Annotated in this window: 16 protein-coding genes; 8 read left to right on the plus strand and 8 right to left on the minus strand. The window is 72.4% G+C overall.

All coding sequences use genetic code 11. The features are described 5' to 3' along the window. Positions 1-66: 66 nt before the first annotated feature. Complete coding sequence (locus tag AC5L30_RS14160) at positions 67-2,193, plus strand: MMPL family transporter (RefSeq protein ID WP_494867698.1); 2,127 nt, start codon at positions 67-69, stop codon at positions 2,191-2,193. 53 nt (positions 2,194-2,246) lie between these two features. Here AC5L30_RS14160 and AC5L30_RS14165 read toward each other — a convergent pair whose 3' ends face one another. After that, the gene (locus tag AC5L30_RS14165; protein ID WP_494867699.1) at positions 2,247-3,122 is read right to left on the minus strand and encodes a transglycosylase SLT domain-containing protein; all 876 of its coding nucleotides are present in this window, start codon (positions 3,120-3,122) and stop codon (positions 2,247-2,249) included. 35 nt (positions 3,123-3,157) lie between these two features. Beyond that, positions 3,158-4,579, minus strand: coding sequence for a DedA family protein (locus AC5L30_RS14170; RefSeq protein WP_494867701.1), 1,422 nt, complete (start codon positions 4,577-4,579; stop codon positions 3,158-3,160). Between the two features lie 133 nt (positions 4,580-4,712). On the opposite strand from AC5L30_RS14170, the gene typA reads away from it, so the two are divergent. The 3 genes from typA to AC5L30_RS14185 all read left to right on the plus strand — a co-directional run bounded on the left by typA (position 4,713) and on the right by AC5L30_RS14185 (position 8,318). Beyond that, the gene (gene typA, locus AC5L30_RS14175) at positions 4,713-6,581 is read left to right on the plus strand and encodes a translational GTPase TypA (RefSeq protein ID WP_494867702.1); all 1,869 of its coding nucleotides are present in this window, start codon (positions 4,713-4,715) and stop codon (positions 6,579-6,581) included. 111 nt (positions 6,582-6,692) lie between these two features. Then, positions 6,693-7,541 (plus strand): serine hydrolase, encoded by an 849-nt coding sequence (locus AC5L30_RS14180; RefSeq protein ID WP_494867704.1) that lies wholly within the window; start codon positions 6,693-6,695, stop codon positions 7,539-7,541. A 75-nt stretch (positions 7,542-7,616) separates the two neighbouring features. Further along, a complete protein-coding gene (locus tag AC5L30_RS14185; protein WP_494867706.1) occupies positions 7,617-8,318 on the plus strand; it encodes a lysoplasmalogenase in 702 nt (233 codons plus the stop codon). Here AC5L30_RS14185 and AC5L30_RS14190 read toward each other — a convergent pair. Further along, entirely contained in the window at positions 8,287-9,084 is a 798-nt protein-coding gene (locus AC5L30_RS14190) for a tyrosine-protein phosphatase (RefSeq protein ID WP_494867707.1), read from the minus strand. The two genes, AC5L30_RS14185 and AC5L30_RS14190, sit on opposite strands and share 32 nt — an antisense overlap. Positions 9,085-9,129: 45 nt before the next feature. Between AC5L30_RS14190 and AC5L30_RS14195 the strand changes: the two genes are divergently transcribed. Further along, entirely contained in the window at positions 9,130-10,227 is a 1,098-nt protein-coding gene (locus AC5L30_RS14195) for a mandelate racemase/muconate lactonizing enzyme family protein (protein WP_494867708.1), read from the plus strand. Between the two features lie 60 nt (positions 10,228-10,287). Next, entirely contained in the window at positions 10,288-11,211 is a 924-nt protein-coding gene (locus AC5L30_RS14200; RefSeq protein ID WP_494867709.1) for a C40 family peptidase, read from the plus strand. Positions 11,212-11,266: 55 nt separating this feature from the next. Here the strand turns inward: AC5L30_RS14200 and AC5L30_RS14205 are convergent, their stop codons facing one another. The 3 genes from AC5L30_RS14205 to pnuC all read right to left on the minus strand — a co-directional run bounded on the left by AC5L30_RS14205 (position 11,267) and on the right by pnuC (position 14,360). Beyond that, a complete protein-coding gene (locus tag AC5L30_RS14205; protein ID WP_494867710.1) occupies positions 11,267-12,265 on the minus strand; it encodes a TerC family protein in 999 nt (332 codons plus the stop codon). Positions 12,266-12,582: 317 nt separating this feature from the next. Further along, complete coding sequence (locus tag AC5L30_RS14210; RefSeq protein ID WP_494867712.1) at positions 12,583-13,707, minus strand: AAA family ATPase; 1,125 nt, start codon at positions 13,705-13,707, stop codon at positions 12,583-12,585. Further along, complete coding sequence (pnuC, locus tag AC5L30_RS14215) at positions 13,704-14,360, minus strand: nicotinamide riboside transporter PnuC (protein WP_494867713.1); 657 nt, start codon at positions 14,358-14,360, stop codon at positions 13,704-13,706. The genes AC5L30_RS14210 and pnuC overlap by 4 nt, the downstream gene beginning before the upstream one ends. An 83-nt stretch (positions 14,361-14,443) precedes the next feature. On the opposite strand from pnuC, the gene AC5L30_RS14220 reads away from it, so the two are divergent. Continuing rightward, positions 14,444-14,737, plus strand: a complete 294-nt coding sequence (locus AC5L30_RS14220) for an antibiotic biosynthesis monooxygenase family protein (RefSeq protein ID WP_357379526.1) — start codon at positions 14,444-14,446, stop codon at positions 14,735-14,737. A 121-nt stretch (positions 14,738-14,858) separates the two neighbouring features. On the opposite strand, the gene AC5L30_RS14225 is transcribed toward AC5L30_RS14220, so the two are convergent. Further along, positions 14,859-15,716 carry a helix-turn-helix domain-containing protein gene (locus AC5L30_RS14225; protein WP_494867714.1) on the minus strand — a complete coding sequence of 286 codons (858 nt, stop codon included), beginning with the start codon at positions 15,714-15,716 and terminating at the stop codon, positions 14,859-14,861. A 217-nt stretch (positions 15,717-15,933) separates the two neighbouring features. Continuing rightward, complete coding sequence (uvrB, locus tag AC5L30_RS14230; protein ID WP_204941161.1) at positions 15,934-18,042, minus strand: excinuclease ABC subunit UvrB; 2,109 nt, start codon at positions 18,040-18,042, stop codon at positions 15,934-15,936. 299 nt (positions 18,043-18,341) lie between these two features. Between uvrB and AC5L30_RS14235 the strand changes: the two genes are divergently transcribed. Then, positions 18,342-20,114, plus strand: coding sequence for a hypothetical protein (locus AC5L30_RS14235; RefSeq protein WP_494867716.1), 1,773 nt, complete (start codon positions 18,342-18,344; stop codon positions 20,112-20,114). Positions 20,115-20,116: the final 2 nt, after the last annotated feature.

Below are 20,116 nucleotides of genomic sequence, written 5' to 3' on the forward strand. Positions count from 1 at the left end.
TAGAACAGCCCTCGATAATCTCGGTTATCAAGATACTCGGATTCCGAAAGACCTTGAGGTCACCTGATGTCTGTGTTCACCAGAGTCGCCCGTGGCCGGCTGGCCGCCTGGCTCACCGTGGCCGCCGCGATCGTCGTGGGCACGGCCGTCTTCGGAACGCCCCAGCCGGACAACCCGGCGCCGGTCTCCGCCACCGGCCTGTCCGTGCAGTGGCAGTCGACCCAGGTGCAGCGTCTCCAGGACCAACTGCCCGAAAGCGACGTACAGCCGGCCATCGTGGTGATCAGCCGGGGTGACAGCGGCGCGCTGAGCGAGGCCGACCGGGCCACCGTCGCCGCTCGCGCCGACGACCTGCGCCGCTTCGCGGTGGGCGGGCAGGTCAGCCCCGCCCAGGTCTCCCCGGACGGCGCGGTGGCCCTCGTCGCCGTGCCACTGGACACCGCCGGCGGGCAGGAGATCGTCACCGACACGGTGAGCGAGCTGCGCGCCACCCTCGCCGAGCTGCCCGACGGGCTGACCGCCGAGGTGACCGGCGCTCCGGCCTTCACCGCCGACCTCTCCTCGGTGTTCGACGGCGCCGACGTCACCCTGCTCGCGGTGACCGCCGCCGTGGTCGCGCTGCTCCTGCTCATCACCTACCGCAGCCCGTTTTTGTGGATCGTGCCGCTGCTCGTGGTCGCCGCGACCGAGCAGCTCACCCTGCGCGCGGTGGACGTCATCGTGCCGGGCGTCGGCATCAACCTCCAGCAGGGTCAGGTCACCGGCATCGCCAGCGTGCTGGTCTTCGGCGCGGCCACCGACTACGCGCTGCTGCTCATCGCCCGCTACCGGGAGGAGTTGCGCCGCGAGGAGGACCGGTTCGCGGCGATGCGGGCCGCGCTGCGCCGCACCGCCGAGCCCATTCTCGCCAGCGGTGGCACCGTCGTGCTCGGTGTCCTCACCCTGCTGCTCAGTGAGCAGGAGACCAACCGGGCGCTGGCGGTGGCCTGCGCCACCGGTGTGGTCTTCGCCATGCTCTCGGCCCTGTTCGTGCTCCCCGCCGTGCTGGTGCTCTTCGGTCGCGGTCTGTTCTGGCCGTTCGTGCCCCGGGTGGGCGGCCCGGTCCGCGAGGGTCGGCTCTGGGGTCGACTCGGCGCCGCCGTGCAACGCCGCCCGGTGGTGGTCGCCACGCTGGCCACCCTGCTGCTCGGCGGCCTGGCCCTGGGTGGGCTCGGCATCCGTACCGGCCTGTCGGAGACCGAACAGTTCCGGGCCGAACCCGAGGCGGTGACCGGGGCGCAGACCCTGGCGAGGGCCTTCCCCGCCGGCAGCACCCAGCCCGTCGCCGTGATCACCACCCCGGCGGCGGTGCGGGCGGTCACCGACGCCGCCGCCGCGGTACCCGGTGTCGCCTCGGCGCGCCCCGGCGACGTCAGCGCGGCCGTCGCCCAGGTCGACGTGGTCCTCGACGCCGAACCCGGCACCACCGCATCGGACCGGGCGATCGAGGCGCTGCGCGAGGCGGTCGCCGCCGTTCCCGACTCCGCGCCGCCGGCCGCCGCCGGCGCCGACGCCCCGTCCGGGGCGATCGTCGGTGGCTCCGTGGCCGCCACCTACGACTCCGACGAAGCCAACGAGCGTGACCTGCGACTCATCCTGCCGATCATCCTGCTGCTGGTCGGCGGCGTGCTCGTGCTCCTGCTGCGCGGCCTGCTCGCACCGCTGCTGCTGGTGCTCACCGTGATCGCGTCGTTCTTCGCCAGCCTCGGCGCGGCCTGGCTGCTCTTCGACCACGTGCTGGGCTTCCCCGCCCTGGACAGCGGTGTGCTGCTGCTCGCCTTCGTGTTCCTGGTGGCGCTCGGCGTGGACTACAACATCTTCCTGGTCACCCGGGCCCGGGAGGACGCCCGCAGCGCCGGCACCCGCGCCGGGATGCTCTCCGCCCTGCGGGTCACCGGCGGTGTGATCACCAGCGCCGGAGTGCTGCTCGCCGCGGTCTTCGCCGTGCTCGGCGTGCTGCCGCTGATCACCCTGACCCAGATCGGCATCATCGTCTGCATCGGTGTCCTGCTCGACACCCTGCTGGTCCGCACGGTCCTGGTGCCGGCGCTGGCCTTCCTGCTCGGCGGCCGCTTCTGGTGGCCCGGCCGGATCACGCGCGACCCGGCAGCGGCCACCCCGCGGTCGCCCGAACCGGTCGCCGCCCACGACTGACCGACGCGTCGGGGCCGTGACGAACCCGTCCCGGCCCCGACACGGTCAGCGGGTCAGTACCCCAGGCAGACACAATCGGTCATCAGCGCCCGCACGTTGCGCACGTACGACGGGTTGGGGATGGCCAGCGGCTCCCCCTCCCGCGCCACCGCACCGTGCCCGAAGTTGTACGCGGCGATGACCGCGTTGAGCAGACAGGAGTTCAGCTCGCTGGTGCACAGTGCCGGGTCGAGACGGAAGTCGGACTCGAAGTACATGTCGCCGATGTACTTCGTCGCCCAGGCCAGGTAGGTGGCACCGAGGTAGGCGTTGTCCTGGTAGTCGTCGATCTTGTAGCTTTTCTCGAACCGCTGGTTCATCCAGCTCGCCGTGTCCGGCATCACCTGCATCAGCCCGACCCCACCGTCGCAGGCGTAGATGTTGGACTGCCAGCCACTCTCCTGCCAGGCGGTGGCCTTGAGCAGGGTGAGCGGGATCTTGATGTCCGGCGCCGAGACCGGCCAGTAGGTGCGGTTGGCCGCATCGGTCAGCGCCGCCTTCGCCTGGGCCCGGGTCGCCTGGGTGCCCTTGTAGGTCGGCTTGCAGGAACTCGGTGCCGGCTTCGGTGGCGCCGGCGGAACCTCGGTCTCGGTGGGCGGCTTCGCCACCGCACGCGGCTTCGGTGCCGTACGCGTCGGCTTCTTCGTCGGTTTCGGGGTCGGGGTCGCGCTACGACTCGGCGCGGCGCCCATCGACTCCACGGCGCTCACCGCCGGGCTCGGCTCCCCGCCGACCTCGTCGGACGGCGCATCCGTCGGCCCGTCGGTGACGGCGACCGGAGCGGCCAGGCCCGGCGGGCTCTCCCCCTTGGCGGCGCAGCCGACCAGCGCGCTCGCCAGTAGGAGCCCGGCGAGCACCGTGGCGCCCAGCCGATCGGTCCGTCGCACCATGGCCGTTGCCTCCCCCGTGTGATTGTCGCCGCACCCTAACAAGGTTCGACCGGTCGGCGGTGCCCCTGCTCCGGCCGCTGGGGGGCCTGGTCCAGCGAGGGCTGACCATTGCCCACCGCCCGGTCCCGGGTCGCCCAGGCGACCATGAACACCACCGTCCAGAGCACCCCGAGCAGCACCGCCGCGGCGGTCCCGCTCGCCGTGTCCAGTCCGAGGTAGAGCCGGGCTCCGCCGACGCCGAGCAACCCCGCCGCGGCGGCGGTCCAGGCGGCCACGGCCACCGGCCAGCGGGCGCTGCGCGACACCAGCCAGGCCAGGGTGCAGAAGCTCGCCGCGACCACGGCGTTCTGGGTCGAGAGCGGGGCCGCCTCCCCGCCGCCCGGGGCGGTCCCGTTCGGGCCGGTCAGCTCGGCCACCACGGCCAGCACCACCAGCGGCACGAACGCGCCCACCGTGCCGACCACGCTGAGCAGATCCGTCCGCCAAGGCCGGTTGCGCCACGCCAGCACCGCCGCCACCAGTGCCACCAACAGGATCAACACCGACCCGCGTACCACCGACACCACGACCAGCGTGGCGTCGGCGGCGTCCGGGGTGCGCCGGGCGGCGAACCACCCGGCGATGGCGCCGTCCAGGGCGGCCAGCCCACTGTTGCGGACCGCCACCGCGAGCAGACCGGCGATGGCGAGCCCGGCGGCGAACAGCAGCAGCAACCCGGCGGCCAAGTTGAGCAGCAGCGTCCAGGCCGGGCCGATCCGCATGGCCACCAGGAAGAACAGCACCCCGTAGCGGGCGGTGAGCCACCGCACCGGGGGCAGCGCGCCCGCCCGGGACAGCAGCGCGCGCACCGGGTCGGGGTTACGCCCCAGCCACCGGCCGACGAGCACCACCCCCACCAGCCCGGCCAGCACCAGCAACGCCACCCCGCTGGCCCGGCCGAGCAGCCGGGAGACCGTGTCGTACGACTCACCGGCGAGGTGACCGAGCAGCACCGAGCCGCCCACCCAGGTCACCACCCCGCCCAGGTTCCACAGGGCGAACCGCCGGTACGGCATGCCGGCCGCCCCGGCCAGCCGGGGCACCAGGGTGCGGGCGAAAGCCACCCATCGGGCCGCGAACACCCCCCGCCCACCGAGGCGGGCGAGCATGGCGTCGGCGCGGGCCCACCGCTGCGGCCCGACCCGGTGGCCCAACCCGGCGCGCAGCCGAGGGCCGTACCGCCGTCCGGCGCGAAAGGCCAGCCCATCGCCGACGACCGCCGCGACGATCATCGCCAGCAACGCCGGCCCGAGCCGCAAGGTACCGTTGTAGGTGAGGAAGCCGACCAGCAGCAGGGTAGCCTCACCCGGCACGAGCAGGCCGAAGATCACCGCGGTCTCGCCCGCCACGATCAGCGCGGCGACCAGGTAGATCCACAGGGTGGGCAGACCCTGCACCCAGGTCAGCAGGTCGTGCACTCAGGCCCCCGGGACACGGGAGCCAGCATGCCAGCCGGGGGAACCACCGGCACAGCGGTTTCACCATAGATCAGGGGCACCTGGGGGTGACCCCGACGCAGCCTGCGCGAGCGCAGGCGGAAGGATAGAGGGTATGCAGCTTCGCACCGACCTCCGCAACGTCGCCATCATCGCTCACGTCGACCACGGCAAGACCACCCTGGTCGACGCCATGTTGCGGCAGGCCGGCGCGTACGGCGCACGCGGCGAGAACACCGAGCGGGTCATGGACTCCGGGGACCTGGAGCGGGAAAAGGGCATCACCATCCTGGCCAAGAACACCGGCGTGCGTTACCTGCCGGCGGACGGCTCCGACCCGGTCACCATCAACATCATCGACACCCCCGGCCACGCCGACTTCGGTGGCGAGGTGGAACGCGGCCTGACCATGGTCGACGGTGTGGTGCTGCTCGTCGACGCCAGTGAGGGCCCGCTGCCGCAGACCCGCTTCGTGCTGCGCAAGGCGCTGCGGGCCCGGATGCCGATCATCCTGGTGATCAACAAGGTGGACCGCCCGGACGCCCGGATCAAGGAGGTCGTGGACGACACCTACGAGCTCTTCCTCGACCTGGACGCCGACGAGGAGCAGATCGACTTCCCGATCGTCTACGCCTGCGCCCGCGACGGCATCGCCTCGCTGACCCAGCCCGCCGACGGCTCGGTGCCCGACGACAGCACCTCCCTGGAGCCGCTGTTCCGCACCCTGCTGGACACCATCCCGGCACCCGCCTTCGAGGACGGCGCGCCGTTGCAGGCGCACGTCACCAACCTCGACGCCTCGCCGTTCCTCGGCCGGCTGGCGCTGTGCCGGGTCCGCCAGGGCACCATCAGCAAGGGTCAGACGGTGGCCTGGTGCCGTACCGACGGCAGCACGCAGCGGGTCCGCATCTCCGAGATGCTGATGACCGAGGGCCTGGAGCGCAAGCCGGCCGAGACCGCCGGCCCGGGCGACATCATCGCCGTCGCCGGCATCCCGGAGATCATGATCGGTGAGACGCTGGCCGACGTCGAGAACCCGGTCGCGCTTCCGCTGATCACCGTCGACGAGCCAGCCATCTCGATGACCATCGGCACCAACACCTCGCCGCTGGTCGGCCGGGTCAAGGGCTCCAAGGTCACCGCGCGGATGGTCAAGGACCGGCTCGACAAGGAGCTGATCGGCAACGTGTCGCTACGGGTCCTGCCCACCGAGCGGCCGGACGCCTGGGAGGTGCAGGGCCGCGGCGAGCTGGCGCTGGCCATCCTGGTCGAGCAGATGCGCCGGGAGAGCTACGAGCTGACCGTCGGCAAGCCGCAGGTGGTCACCCGGGAGATCGACGGCAAGACCTGCGAGCCGGTCGAGCGGCTGACCATCGACGCGCCCGAGGAGTACCTGGGCGCGATCACCCAGCTCCTCGCCACCCGCAAGGGCCGGATGGAGCAGCTGGTCAACCACGGCACCGGCTGGATCCGGATGGAGTGGCTGGTGCCGGCACGCGGCCTGATCGGCTTCCGCACCGAGTTCCTCACCGACACCCGGGGCACCGGCATCCTGCACCACGTCTTCGAGTCGTACGAGCCGTGGTTCGGCGAGCTACGTACCCGCAACAACGGCTCGCTGGTCGCCGACCGGGCCGGCGCGGTCACCGCCTTCGCAATGATCAACCTTCAGGAGCGCGGCCAGCTCTTCGTCGAGCCGACCACCGAGGTGTACGAGGGCATGATCGTCGGGGAGAACTCCCGCTCCGACGACATGGACGTCAACATCACCAAGGAGAAGAAGCTCACCAACATGCGGGCGTCGACCTCCGACGAGACCGAGAAGCTGATCCCGCCGCGCAAGCTCTCGCTGGAGCAGGCGCTGGAGTTCTGCCGCGAGGACGAGTGCGTCGAGGTCACCCCGACCTCGGTGCGCATCCGCAAGGTGGTGCTCGACCAGCAGCTGCGGGGCCGGGCCGCCGCCCGCCGCAAGCACGCCGGCTGACCCCACCAGCACCCGGCACCGGGCGCGTCGGCCGCTTACGGCCGGCGCGCCCGTCCGCTTTCCCCCGACGGGTACGCGAGCCCACCACCGTGATCCGCTACGGTCACCGGCATGACCTGGGATGATCTCGACGCCCACCTGGACCGGGTGCCCGGCACCGTCTCCGCGTACGTGGCGCGGCTCGACGCCCCGCCGACCTGGACCCGCCACGCGGACGCCGCCCACTACGCCGCGAGCACCATGAAGGTGGCGGTGCTCGCCGCGCTGCACCGCGCCGCCGAGGCCGGCACCCTGGACCTGGACGCCCCGGTCCCGGTCGTCAACGAATTCGACTCCGCCCAACCCGGCGCGCCCCGCTTCACCTGCGCGCAGCCCTACGACAACGACGACGCGGTCTGGGACCGCCTCGGCGGCACCGCGTCGCTGAGCTGGCTGGCCGACCGGATGATCGTGCGCTCCAGCAACCTCGCCACCAACCTCGTTCTCGGCCACGTCGGGCTGCCCGCGGTCGCCGAGGTCTGGGCGCTCGCCGGAGCCCGCACCAGCGTCACCGGCCGCGGCATCGAGGACTTCGCCGCCCGCGAGGCCGGCATCACCAACACGGTCACCGCCGCCGACCTGGCCGCCCTGCTCGGCGCGCTGGCCACCGGGGCCAACACCCCCGGCCACCTCGCCTCGCCGGTCGCCTGCGCCACCATGCTGGACGTCCTGCTCGCTCAGGAACACCGCGAGGACCTCGCCGCCGGCCTGCCCGACGGCACCCGCATCGCGCACAAGAACGGCTGGGTACGCGGCGTCCGCCACGGCGCCGGCGTGGTGCTGCCCGACGACGCCCCGCCGTACCTGATCGCCGTCTGCACCACCACCGACCTGGCCGGCGGCGACGAGGTGGAGGACGACGCCTGCCTGCTGATCGCGCACATCTCGGCGCAGGTCTGGGCCGCCCGCCACCAACTCTGACCCGACAGCCTCGACGCCGGGGCCAGCGCCGCCGACGGCGGCTAGGCTGCTCGCACCCTCACCCCGGAGCCGCCGATGCCCCGCAGTCGCACCGCGCTGATCGCCTTTTTCGTCGTGACGGCAGCGAACCTGCTGGCCAACGCCACCGGCGGCGGCGTGGCCTTCCTACTCACCAAGCCGCTGCTGATGCCGCTGCTGGCCGTGTACCTCTGGCGGGCCAGCGCCGAACGCGCGGCCCGACCGGACCGGCTGCTGCTCGCCGCGCTGGCCTTCGCCACCGGCGGCGACGTCGCCCTCATGATCGACGGCACCGGCTGGTTCCTCGCCGGCATGGCCTGCTTCCTCGGCACGCACCTCTGCTACCTCGCGGCCTTCACCCGACACGGCGCTGCGACCGCGCTGCGCCGGGCGCCGCTGGTCGCCGTCCCGCCGGGGTACGCGGTGCTGACCGTCGTCGCCCTGACCTGGATGTGGACCGGGCTCACCGACGCCGGGCTGGCCGTGCCGGTGGCCGGCTACGCGCTCGCGCTGGCCGCCATGGCCAGCACCGCCACCACCCAGGGCTGGCGCGTCGGTCTCGGCGCCGCGCTCTTCCTCGGCTCGGATCTGCTGATCGCCGCCGGGGTGGCCGGGGTGGCCCAGCCACCGGCAGCGCCGGTGCTGGTCATGGCGAGCTACGCCGCCGGCCAGGCGCTGATCGTCACCGGCTGCGCCGCCCGCGCCGGCACACCCACCGGCGCACCGGTCACTCCAGCAGCAGCGCCCGCAACGCGCTGAGGTCGGAGTCGGTGAGCCCCAGCCCGTCGCGCAGGTACGCGTCGAACGAGCCGTGCACCCGACGCACCTCGGCGTAACCGGCGTCGAGGTACTCGGCGCGGACCTCCAGCACCGGCAGCACCGCGTCGACGTTCAGCTCGGGATTGCGACGGCGCATCGCCTCGACGATCACCGCCCGCAGGCTGTCGGTCAGCTCGTTGTTGCGCAGGTAGTCGGCGCGGATCGCCGCCTCGTCCACCCCGAGCGCCGTCAACAGGATGACGGTCAGCCAACCGGTGCGGTCCTTGCCGGCGGAGCAGTGGTAGAGCAGCGGCAGGTTCTCCGGTCGGGCTGCCAGCCGCACCGCCTCGGCGAAACCGACCCGCGCCGACTCGCCGGTGACGAACCAGCGGTAGATCGCCGCCATCGCCCCCGCCGTGCCCTGCCGGGCCAGCTCCGCGTACGCGTCCAGGTCGTGACCGAGCAGCACCGCCGAGACGTACGTGAAGACCGGGTGCTCCGGATCGTGCACCGGCAGGCGCACCACCCGTGGCTCACCGGCGACCCGATCCTCCGGGGCGACCGCGATCTCCGTGGCGTCGCGCAGATCCAGCACACACGCCGGCCCCAGCTTCGCCAGCACCGGCAGGTCCTCATCGGTCAGCCGACCCAACGCCGGAGTGCGAATCAACTGGCCGACGCGGACCCGCCGCCCGTCCGCGCCGACGAGCCCGCCCAGGTCACGCGCGTTCGGCGCACCCACCAACTCCCAGCCCTGCCCGGTCATCCGGTCTCCCCTCGAAAAGGTGAAGCTCCGTATAGGGTGCCTCACATGACGATCTCGGCGGTACGCACCCACCGGGTTTCCGCCCCCTTACACACCCCGTTCGTCACCGCGCTGCGCCGTACCACCACAGTGGAAACCCTGGTCGTCGAACTCGTCGACAGCGACGGCCGGTCCGGCTTCGGCGAGGCGCCCCAGGTCTGGCAGGTCACCGGCGCATCGGTCGCCGGCGCGCAGGCGTGCGTCCGCGAGTTGCTCGGCCCACAGCTCATCGGCCGTGACCCGGACGACCTGGTGGCCCGGTGCGTCGAGGTGCAGCGCGCGGTGGTCGGCAACGAGGCCGCGAAGGCGGCGGTGGACGTCGCCCTGCACGACCTCGCCGCGCGGCGGCTGGGCGTACCCCTGGTGCGGTTGCTCGGCGGCACCACGCTGCGGGTCCCGACGGACGTCACGCTGGCGGCGGGCGACGCGGTGGACCTGGCGACCGCGGCGCGGCAGCGGCAGGCCGACGGCTTCGGCGTGCTCAAGCTGAAGGTCGGCACCGACGCGGCCAGTGACCTGGACCGGGTGCGGGCAGTGCGGGCGGCCGTCGGCCCCGGCACCCGGATCCGGCTGGACGCCAACCAGGGCTGGACGCCCCGGGAGGCGGTCCGGGTGATCCGCGGCATCGAGGACGCCGGGCTCGACGTGGAGCTGGTCGAGCAGCCGGTGATCCGCTGGGACCTGGACGGGCTGGCCTGGGTCAGCGACCGGGTGTCCGTGCCGATCCTGGCCGACGAGGCGGTCTTCGGGGTCCGTGACCTGGTGGAGGTGATCCGCCGCCGGGCCGCCGACCTGGTCAACGTCAAGCTGGCCAAGTGTGGTGGGCTGCACCCGGCCCGTACCCTGCTCGACCTGGCCACCGCGCACGGGCTCGGCACGGTGGTCGGCTCGATGATGGAGAGCCAGGTCGGCATCGGGGCGGCGGCGAGCCTGGTCGCCGCGTATGGCACCACAGCGGTTGCCGACCTGGACGCCGCCTGGTGGCTGGCCTGGTCACCGGTGCAGGGCGGCATACGCTACGACGGCGCGAGTGTGGTGTTGCCGGACGCCCCTGGCCTGGGCATCTCCGGCCTAGCTGAAGCAAAAGTGCAGGCTCGTGGTTGATGGCCGTCGGTTTCTTTCATAAGGTCTCCCCTGGACAGCCGACACGATCTGGGGGTTGACGTGGAGCTGCAACCGGGCCGAGAGGCCGTCGTCCGGGTCGCCGTGGCGACGCTGTGGACCTCCCCCGAGGCAGTCCGCCCGGTCGACCGCCCAGCGCTGACCGCCGGCGTCGACATCCCGACCTGGGTGTCCGGAATGGACACCGACCAGCAGGTCGGTGACTGCGTGCTGAGCCAACTCCTGCTCGGCGAGCGGGTCCTCGTCAGCGAACTCCGCCCGGACGGCTGGGCCCGGGTCGTCGCCGTCGAACAACCAGCCGCCAAGCTGGACCCCCGCGGCTACCCGGGCTGGCTCCCCGCCGAGCAGCTGGCCGTCACCGACCCGGCCCACACCAGCAGTGATCACCCACTGGTGGTCGACGCCACGGTCACCGGGCTGCACGCCGCCCCGAACGGGCCGGTGGTGCTGCCCGGTGTCGTCGTCGGCACCCGCCTCGTCCCGGCCGGCCCCGGCCACGACGACTGGCGGCCGGTGCACGTCCCCGGCCGGACCACGCCGCTCTGGCTGCCCGACGGGCACCTGGTCCCGGCGTCGGCCGCGTCGCCCACCGCCGAGCAGGCGCTCGCGGTGGCACAGCGACTGCTGCACGTGGTCTACATCTGGGGCGGTCTCTCCGCGCACGGCATCGACTGCTCGGGCCTGGTGCATCTGGCCTGGCGGCGGTTCGGGGTGCTGCTGCCCCGCGACGCCGACGACCAGGCCGTGGCCACCACCCCACTGCCGTTGGGCGCGGAACGCCCCGGCGATCTCTACTTCTTCGCCCGGCCCGGCCGCAAGATCCACCACATCGGCATCGTCACCGCCACGCCCGGCGACGGCGGCCAGCGCCGGATGCTGCACGCCTGTTACCGGCGGCGGCGGGTCATCGAGGAGCCACTGCCGGCCGACCGGACCGCCACCCTGGTGGGCGCCCACCGGGTCTAGGGCGAAACACGCCCTTCACCGGCCGGGTGCGTGTCCGCACCCGGCCGGTGACCGGTCAGCGTCGGGCGTCGGCCAACTCGCGACGCCGATCCCGGGAGGACTTGATCAGGCTGGCGGCGGTGGCGGTGCCCAGGGTGCCGATGATGACCAGCAGCGACAACCAGATCGGGATGTGCGGCGCCCAGCCGACGTGCTCGCCACCGTTGATGAACGGCACCTGGTTGTCGGCCAGCGCCTCCAGCACCAGCTTGACCCCGATGAAGCCGAGCACGACGGCCAGGCCGTAGCTCAGGTAGATCAGCCGGTCCAACAGGCCACCGAGCAGGAAGTAGAGCTGCCGGAGGCCCATCAGCGCGAAGACGTTCGCGGTGAAGACCAGGTACGGCTCCTGGGTGATGCCGAAGATCGCCGGGATCGAGTCCAGTGCGAAGATCAGGTCGGTGGTGCCGATCGCGATCATCACGATCAGCATCGGGGTGAACAGCCGCCGGCCGGCCACGTGGGTGGTGAGCTTCGCGCCGTCGTAGTCCTTCGAGATCGGCAGCGCCTTGCGGCTCCACCGGATCAGCACGTTCTCGGAGAACTCGTCCTCGTCCGGCTCACCCTGCCGGGCCAGGTTCACCGCGGTGTAGATCAGGAACGCGCCGAAGATGTAGAAGACCCAGGAGAACTGCGTGATCAGCGCCGCACCCGCGGCGATGAACCCGCCGCGCATCACCAGCGCCAGCACGATGCCGACGAGCAGCACCTTCTGCTGGTACTGCCGGGGCACCCCGAAGCGGGCCATGATGATCACGAAGACGAAGAGGTTGTCCACCGAGAGGCTGTACTCGGTGAGCCAGCCGGTGTAGAACTGCCCGGCCGCGCTGGCCCCGGAGGTCAGCCAGACACCCACGCCGAAGATCAGGGCAAGAGCGACGTAGAAGCCGACCCAGAGGCTCGACTCCCGCACACTCGGCTCGTGTGGGCGCCGACCGATGATCAACAGGTCGACCAGCAGGACCGCAGTCAGCGCGACAAGCGTTCCCGCCCACACCAATCCGGACACGTCCAACGTTCATTCCTCCGGCAGACACGCGGCGTCGGGCACACCGTACGCCCCTGTGGGGGCCGGCGTGCCGCTGTCGCTCACTCTGGTGACTGTCGGAGGTCTCTTCCGCCGTCGCCCCCGGGAAGGGGCGGCGACCTACGGCGCCGGGTCGGGACGCCGTAGATCCGGCGATCGACCGTGCTGACGACTCCGTTGCGGGGGAATACTCCCCTCCTCGGTGACCATTGTTGCCCACCACGCCCCGTGATCGCACCCCGGGCAGCCGGTGGCGCCGGACACCCTCGCTCGACGCGTCACAACGCCTAAGGTGTCCTAGGAGGCTAGTGCAGATCGGATGCGGCGATCGGGGCGGTGAGCGACCAGCCGGCGGCGAGTAGCTCGTCACAGGCCCGCACCGCCCGGGCCAGCCGCTCGGCGTGCGACCCGGTCAGCTCCACCACCGGCACCCCGCACCCCGCCAGCTCGGCCCGGAACCGCTCGGTCATCCAGGCCCGCAGGTGCTCGCCGTCGCGCAGCCCGTCATCGGTGAACGGCACCCACCGGTGATCCGTCAGCAGATACAGCGCCGGCCGGCGGGCGGCCGCCCGCACCTCCGCCGACGCGCTGCCCAGGTAGCGCTCCTCCCACACCGCCGTCGCCCGCGCGTCGGTGTCGCAGACCAGCAGCGGCCCGCTCGTCCGGGCCGCCGCGTCCTCGGCCGCCTGCTGCTCGCGGACCACCGCGCGGAAGTCGTCCCGGTCCCAACTGACGTCGAAGACGGTCGCCTCCGGCGTACGCTCCCGCAACCGGGCCAGCTTGCGAGCGGTCAACTCCCGGCCGTACTCCGGCACCCAGGACGTGCCGTAGTGCCCGGCGAGCGCCGCCGCCATCGTGGTGGTGCCGGTCGACTCGGCCCCGACCACCACCACCCGCCGGACGAACCACGCCCGCACCGGCGGGCTCAGCCACCGCCAGTGACCCGCCGGGTCCGCGCGCACGGCCGTCCCGGAGACCGGCACGGTCCGCCGGTCCGGATCCACCGCCACGGGTACGGCGTCGAAGCGGCGCGCCAGCTCGGGGCCGTACGCCTCGGACGAGAAGACCGCGTCCACCGGCCCCGACCCGACCGCCGCACGGAACACCGCGCAGTGCGCGTCCCAGACGGCCGGATCGGCGTAGTCCACCGGGTGGTCGTCGTACCGGCCGACGAAACGGACCCACGGCGTGTCCGCGTGCACCTCCCGCAGCCAGTCCAGGCGCAGCGGGAGTGGAATCGACTCGCGACGCGAGGGCGCCACCACGACGGTGACCTCGGCGCAGCGGGCCGCGGCTGCCCCGATCAGCGCATGGTGACCGGCGTGCGGCGGATAGAACTTGCCCACCACCATCCCGTGCCCGAACTCCGCAGCGGCCGAGCGCGCCGGCACGCGTGGCGCCGGTGGCCGGCCGGGCGTCTCGGCGCTCACGCGGTGACCGGGGCCGGGCCGGGCGGGACCGCGCTCGGCCGGTCGGCCCGACGCAGGTCGGCCCGCCACGCGCGCAACCCGAGGACGCACAGGGCGAGGAAGACCAGATAGAGCACGGCGGTCAGGTACAGCCCCTTGTACGCGTACAACGGGATGTAGATGAGGTCGGCGGCGATCCAGAGCCACCAACTCTCCACCCGCTTGCGGGTCTGCCCGTACGTGGCCAACAGGGACAGCGCCGTGGTCAACGCGTCCGGCAACGGCACGGTCGAGTCGGTGGCCCGGTCCAGCAGCACCCACAGCGCGCCGGTGAGCAACACCCCGGCGGCGGCCAGCGCCAGCCACTCCCCCCGCCCCGTCCGGCTCACCGTGAGCCGGCTGCGCCGCTCGCCACCGAACAGCCAGTGCCACCAGCCGTAGCAGCCGAGCGCGACGTAGACGACCTGGAGCCCCGCGTCGGCGTACAGCCCGGCGGTCCAGAACAGCAGCATGAGCAGCAGCACGTTGGCGATGCCGATCGGCCAGTTGGCGATCTTCTGCCGGGCCACCAGCCACACGTTGAGCACACCGGTCACGAACCCCAGCAGCTCCGCCCAGGTGGTGCCCGTACCGGCCACCCGAAACGCGGTGCCGGTAAGCCAGTCGATGATCACGAGGCCACCCTAGGTGCGTCGCCGACGCCGGAACAGACCCCCGCGACACCGCCGGCCCGGACCGCCGTGGGAGGCTGTCCGACATGGTGCTTGAGGTCGCGCTGATCGATGTACTGCCCGGACACGAGGACGCGTTCGCGGCCGCGTACGCCGAGGGTCACCCGGTGCTCGCCGGGGCGACCGGCTGCCGGTCCGTGCGGATGACCCGAGGAATCGAGTCACCGACCCGCTTCGTGCTGCTCGTCGAGTGGGACTCGGTCGAGGCACACGAGGAGAACTTCCGGGCCACCGAACGGTTCGCGCAGTGGCGGGCGCTGATCGGGCCGCACTTCGCGGGACCGCCGGTGGTCGAACACTTCCTCGACGTACCGGCCTGAGCCGAGCTGTCGTACCCCGCGGCTATCGTGCCGGGCGTACGCGCCGGCTGCCGGTCCCGACGGGCTCGGGGGCGCCGGGCCCGGTGGCCGCGCGGCGCGTCACCGTCGGCACCCTCAACCGTTACTCGCCGACGCGGCGGGCCAACACGGTGATTGTCTCCTCGGGTGACAGCGCCGTGGCCAGCAGCGCCTCGGTCATCCGCTCGTAGCGGCCGACGTCGAGCACGGTGGCCAACCGGACGTCGGTGGTCAACGCCTCGATCATCACCGTCCGCGGGTCCGCCGGGTCGGGAAAGGCATAGCAGGAATACGGTGTGAGCGGATGCAGCCCGCCGCCGGCCGCCCCGCGTGGCAACAGGCGCACCGTGACGTGGGACAGCCCGGTCACGGCGACCAGATGCCGCAACTGCTCATGCCAGACCGCCACCGGCAGGTCACCCGGGTCGCAGACGGCCTCGGCGAGCACCGCGGTGTAGCGCGGTGGGTAGGCCCGCCGCAGCACCTCCTGCCGCAGTGCCCGGGCCCGTACCTCGGCCTCCACATCGACCTCGGGCGTGAGCTGGGCGCCGGCCGTGACCAGCACCCGGGCGTACGCGGGCGTCTGGAGCAGCCCCGGCACCACCGACGGCTGGTACTCGACGATGTCGGCGGCGCCGGCCTCCAACTCGGCGTAGGTGCGCTGCCGTTCGCTCATCTCGCCCAGCGTCTTCCACCAGCCACGACTGGTCGCCGCGTCCCGGGCGATGACGATCAGCGCTTCCCGGGCGGGCGTGGGCACCTTGTAGACATCGAGCAGGTCGAGCACGTCGGCGAGGTCCGGGCGACTCTGGCCCAGCTCGATGCGGGACAGTTTCGACGTCGACGCCCAGCCCAACCGGTCGCAGACCTGTTCCAGGGTCAGCGACTCGCGCCGACGGAGTTGGCGCAGCTCTGCGCCGAGACGTGCACGTCGAATGACAGGACTTGTTGGCAGCGGCATCCCGGCCTCCCCACCGAGGGAGACTACGCAGGACGATCACCCAGTGCAATAGTTCGCTCGCACACCGCAATCAGGGCATTCCCTGCCATCCACCGGACGGGCCACCCGGCACGTATCGTTTCGCAGCTCAGCGGCGGTCACGGGCGGCGAAGCCCGACCCCGGCGAGCCCGGTCGGCCGGGCCCGAGCGGAACGCCGGGGGGCCGACCGGGTGGCCGTCACTTCACGCCGGCGGCGTCCATGCCGCGCAGCTCCTTCTTCAGGTCGGAGACCTCGTCACGGATCCGGGCGGCCAACTCGAACTGCAGCTCGCGGGCGGCGGCCAACATCTGGTCGTTGAGCTCCTGAATGAGCTGGGCCAGGTCGGCGCGGGCCATCCCCTCCCGCGAGGTGGTGGTGGCGGCGGACCGGCTCCGGCTGCGAGTCTCCTTGACCGGCGCCTTGCCCCGGGAGAGCTGACGCACCGCGCCACCGACCCGGGAGTTCTCGGTGTCCTCCGCCTCGCGGTAGATGTCGTCCAGGATGTCGTGGATCTTCTTACGCAGCGGCTCCGGGCTGATGCCGTGCGCCTCGTTGTGCGCGATCTGCTTGGCCCGCCGCCGATCGGTCTCGTCGATCGCCGCCGCCATCGACGGGGTGATCTTGTCGGCGTACATGTGCACCTGACCGGAGACGTTACGGGCGGCCCGCCCGATGGTCTGGATCAGCGACCGGCCGCTGCGCAGGAAGCCCTCCTTGTCGGCGTCGAGAATCGCCACCAGCGACACCTCGGGCAGGTCCAGACCCTCGCGGAGCAGGTTGATGCCGACGAGCACGTCGTAGTCGCCCTTGCGCAACTCGCGCAGCAGCTCCACCCGGCGCAACGTGTCGACCTCCGAGTGCAGGTAGCGCACCCGGATGCCGTTCTCCAGCAGGTAGTCGGACAGGTCCTCGGCCATCTTCTTGGTCAGCGTGGTGACCAGCACCCGCTCGTCCCGGTCGGTCCGCAGCTTGATCTCGTGCATCAGGTCGTCGATCTGACCCTTGGTCGGCTTGATCACGACCTCCGGGTCGACCAGACCGGTGGGTCGGATCACCTGCTCGACGAACTCGCCCTGGGCCTGCTCCATCTCCCAGGTGCCGGGGGTCGCGGAGAGGTAGACCATCTGGCCGACCCGCTCCAGGAACTCGTCGAAGCGCAGCGGCCGGTTGTCGGCCGCGCTGGGCAGCCGGAAGCCGTGGTCGATGAGCATCCGCTTCCGGGACGCGTCGCCCTCGTACATGCCACCGATCTGCGGGATGGTCACGTGCGACTCGTCGACCACGGTGAGGAAGTCGTCGGGGAAGTAGTCGAGCAGGGCGTGCGGTGGGCTGCCGGGCAGCCGCCCGTCCATGTGCATCGAGTAGTTCTCGATGCCGGAGCAGAAGCCCACCTGCCGCATCATCTCGATGTCGTAGGTGGTGCGCATCCGCAGCCGCTGTGCCTCCAGCAGCTTGCCCTGCCGCTCCAGCTCGGCGAGGCGCTCGGCCAGCTCGACCTCGATGTCACGGATCGCCCGTTCCATCCGCTCCGGACCGGCCGCGTAGTGGGTGGCCGGGAAGATCACCAGTTGGTCGACCTCGCGGACCACGTCACCGGTCAACGGGTTGAGGTAGTAGAGCTTCTCCACCTCGTCACCGAAGAGCTCGATCCGGATCGCCAGCTCCTCGTACGCCGGGATGATCTCCAGCGTGTCGCCGCGGACCCGGAAGGTGCCCCGCTGGAAGGCCATGTCGTTGCGGGTGTACTGGATGTCGACCAGCCGGCGCAGCAACTGGTCGCGGTCGAGCTCCTGCCCGATCTGCACCCGAACCGCCCGGTTGAGGTACTCCTCCGGAGTGCCCAGGCCGTAGATCGCCGAGACGGTCGCCACCACGATCACGTCGCGGCGGGTGAGCAGCGACATCGTCGCCGAGTGCCGCAGCCGCTCCACCTCCTCGTTGATCGAGGAGTCCTTCTCGATGTAGGTGTCGGTCTGCGGGATGTACGCCTCGGGCTGGTAGTAGTCGTAGTACGAGACGAAGTATTCGACCGCGTTGTGCGGCAGCAGCTCGCTGAACTCCTTGGCCAGCTGGGCGCAGAGCGTCTTGTTCGGGGCGAGCACCAGGGTGGGGCGTTGCAGCCGCTCGATCAGCCACGCCGTGGTGGCGCTCTTGCCGGTGCCGGTCGCGCCGAGCAGAACGGTGTTGCGGTCGCCGCGCCGAACCCGACGCTCAAGGTCATCGATGGCCGCCGGTTGGTCGCCGGCCGGCTGGAAGTCACTGACGACCTGGAAGCGGCTGTCCAGCCGGGGAATGTCGAGCGCCATGCCATCAACGGTACGCCGGAGGTCCGACAGGAACGGCCGTCACGCCAGGTACGTGATCAGCTTCAATATTCCCATTGTGTGGCCCATGTCACCGGGACTACCCTCTTCATGTAGGCCGCTCGCGGCGGCCGACCGGGCCGGTGGCCAGGCCAACATCACGGCCGGTCACCCCCGGCACTGCGGTCGCAGCACCCGGCTCGTCCGGCGTGCGCACCCGTGTGGTCGCGCTCGAGGCGCAGACCGGCCGCCGCGAGCGCCCCTGCTCGTCACCCCGGTGCCTCCCCGCCCGTTTCATCTTGGTGGACACCTCCCCGACCCCGGCGCCCGACACCACCGCCGGCACCGGCACACCCCGGCCGGACGACCCGAGCACCGGCAGCGGGCGGCACCGCACCGGCCCGGCCGGCAGCGCCTCGGCGGCCAGCCGGACCACCACCGACACCGGAGGTGGGCCCACGGCCGGCCGGACCAGCGGCGGCGCGCGCCGAGCCACCGCCGGCCGCGAGACCACCGACACCCGCCGGGCCGCCGCCGCGCGCAGCCTCGCGGAGAACCGCGAGACCACCCGCCGCGACGACACCCCGGACACCACCGAAGCCACCGAAGCCGCCGACACCGCCGGCCCAACCTCGGCCGGCCGTCGTCGGCGTGCGGTGCTGCTGTTGCTCGGTCTGACGGCGGTGACGTCCGCGACGGCCCTGGTGCTCGGGCTGTTGAGCTGGGCGCCCGACCCGCCCGAGCCGGCCCGGCCGCTGACCGTGTCGGAGAGCGAACGGCTGGCCGCCGTACGGGTCACCAACCTGCGGGACCTGCGCGCCGGCGTACGCGTCACGGCCGGCACCGGCGCCTCCCGCATCGAGCTGGTGGGCTGGGTGGACTGGTCCCGGTCGCTGCTCTACCTCGACGTGGGCGGGCCGGGCGCTGGTGCCGAACGCGGGCTGTTGCAGAAGAGCGGCCGGGTGCTGGTGATCCGACCCGATCCGACGGCGGTTCCCACTCCCGCCGCGCCACCACTGGTAGCCCCGGAGGACCGGTGGCGGCTGCACCGACTGGCACCCGGGGCGCAGCTGGCACCGGTGCTCGACCTGCTCCTCGACCTGGCCGCCGAGCGCCCGGACACCGCGACCCGGACGGCGCCGTCCAGCGGAGCACGCTGGATCGCCCGGGAGACTGTCCCGGCCGGCCCGCTGGACGTCATACAGGCACCACTGCCCACCGGCACGCCACCCGCCGCCAGCACGGCGAGCGGCACCCCCGGCGCCGCGACGCCCGCCCCGGACGGAGAGACCCGGTACTGGCTCGATCAGGACGCCCGGCTACACAAGCTGGTGACCCGACTGCCCGACGCCGGCCCGGTCACGATGATCTTCAACCGGGCGGACCGGCCGACACTACGGCCGGTGGACGCACTCGGCGGCCGACCCGGTCTGCCCCGCGCGCTGACCGACGCCGAGCAACGTCGGCTCGACCGGCTGCCGGCCCGGCTCCGCGCCCAGGGTGGCGCCACGCTGACGCTGACCGCCCCGACGGGCACGGACACGAACCTACGGGGGGCCGGCTGGTTGAGCTGGACCGCGCGTACCGCGTACCTCGCGGTCGCCGACCTGGGCGTACCCGATCGCCGGACCCTGCTGCGACGCGACGCCGCCGGTCTGGCCCGGGCGGACCTGCCGGCGGTCGCCGCCGGCGGTGGCACCGCGGAGGCGCCGGCCCGGCCGCCACTGCCGCCGCCGGCCGGGGCCTGGCGGGTCTCCCGACCCGGCCGGGACGACCTGAGCGTGCTGGTCGAAGCCGCGGTGACCGCCGGGTCGGTCGGGCACCGCGGCGCGGCCGTGCGGGTACGCGAGGACGTCGCCGCCGGACGGACCGTGGACGTCATCGAGTCGGGTCCGGCCGACGCGCGGCTGCGCTACTGGATCGACCGGGACGGGTCGCTCCGCCGACTCGAGTTGCAGACCGACGCCGGCGCGTGGGCACACTTGGACCTCCACCCGGCCGTCGTGCCCCGACTGGCTGCCAACCCTCGGCCGACCGCCCCTCGACCGTCAGCCCCTCGGTCTGGTGCCCGCTGACC

It is taken from the genome of Micromonospora sp. BQ32 (genome assembly GCF_059358895.1).

Bases quoted from the DNA above. Each gene is read 5' to 3' on its own strand.
- AC5L30_RS14160 (WP_494867698.1), top strand. From the start codon at position 67: ATGTCTGTGTTCACCAGAGTCGCCCGTGGCCGGCTGGCCGCCTGGCTC.
- AC5L30_RS14165 (WP_494867699.1), bottom strand. From the start codon at position 3,122: ATGGTGCGACGGACCGATCGGCTGGGCGCCACGGTGCTCGCCGGGCTC.
- typA (WP_494867702.1), top strand. From the start codon at position 4,713: ATGCAGCTTCGCACCGACCTCCGCAACGTCGCCATCATCGCTCACGTC.
- AC5L30_RS14180 (WP_494867704.1), top strand. From the start codon at position 6,693: ATGACCTGGGATGATCTCGACGCCCACCTGGACCGGGTGCCCGGCACC.
- AC5L30_RS14185 (WP_494867706.1), top strand. From the start codon at position 7,617: ATGCCCCGCAGTCGCACCGCGCTGATCGCCTTTTTCGTCGTGACGGCA.
- AC5L30_RS14190 (WP_494867707.1), bottom strand. From the start codon at position 9,084: ATGACCGGGCAGGGCTGGGAGTTGGTGGGTGCGCCGAACGCGCGTGAC.
- AC5L30_RS14195 (WP_494867708.1), top strand. From the start codon at position 9,130: ATGACGATCTCGGCGGTACGCACCCACCGGGTTTCCGCCCCCTTACAC.
- AC5L30_RS14220 (WP_357379526.1), top strand. From the start codon at position 14,444: ATGGTGCTTGAGGTCGCGCTGATCGATGTACTGCCCGGACACGAGGAC.
- AC5L30_RS14225 (WP_494867714.1), bottom strand. From the start codon at position 15,716: ATGCCGCTGCCAACAAGTCCTGTCATTCGACGTGCACGTCTCGGCGCA.
- uvrB (WP_204941161.1), bottom strand. From the start codon at position 18,042: ATGGCGCTCGACATTCCCCGGCTGGACAGCCGCTTCCAGGTCGTCAGT.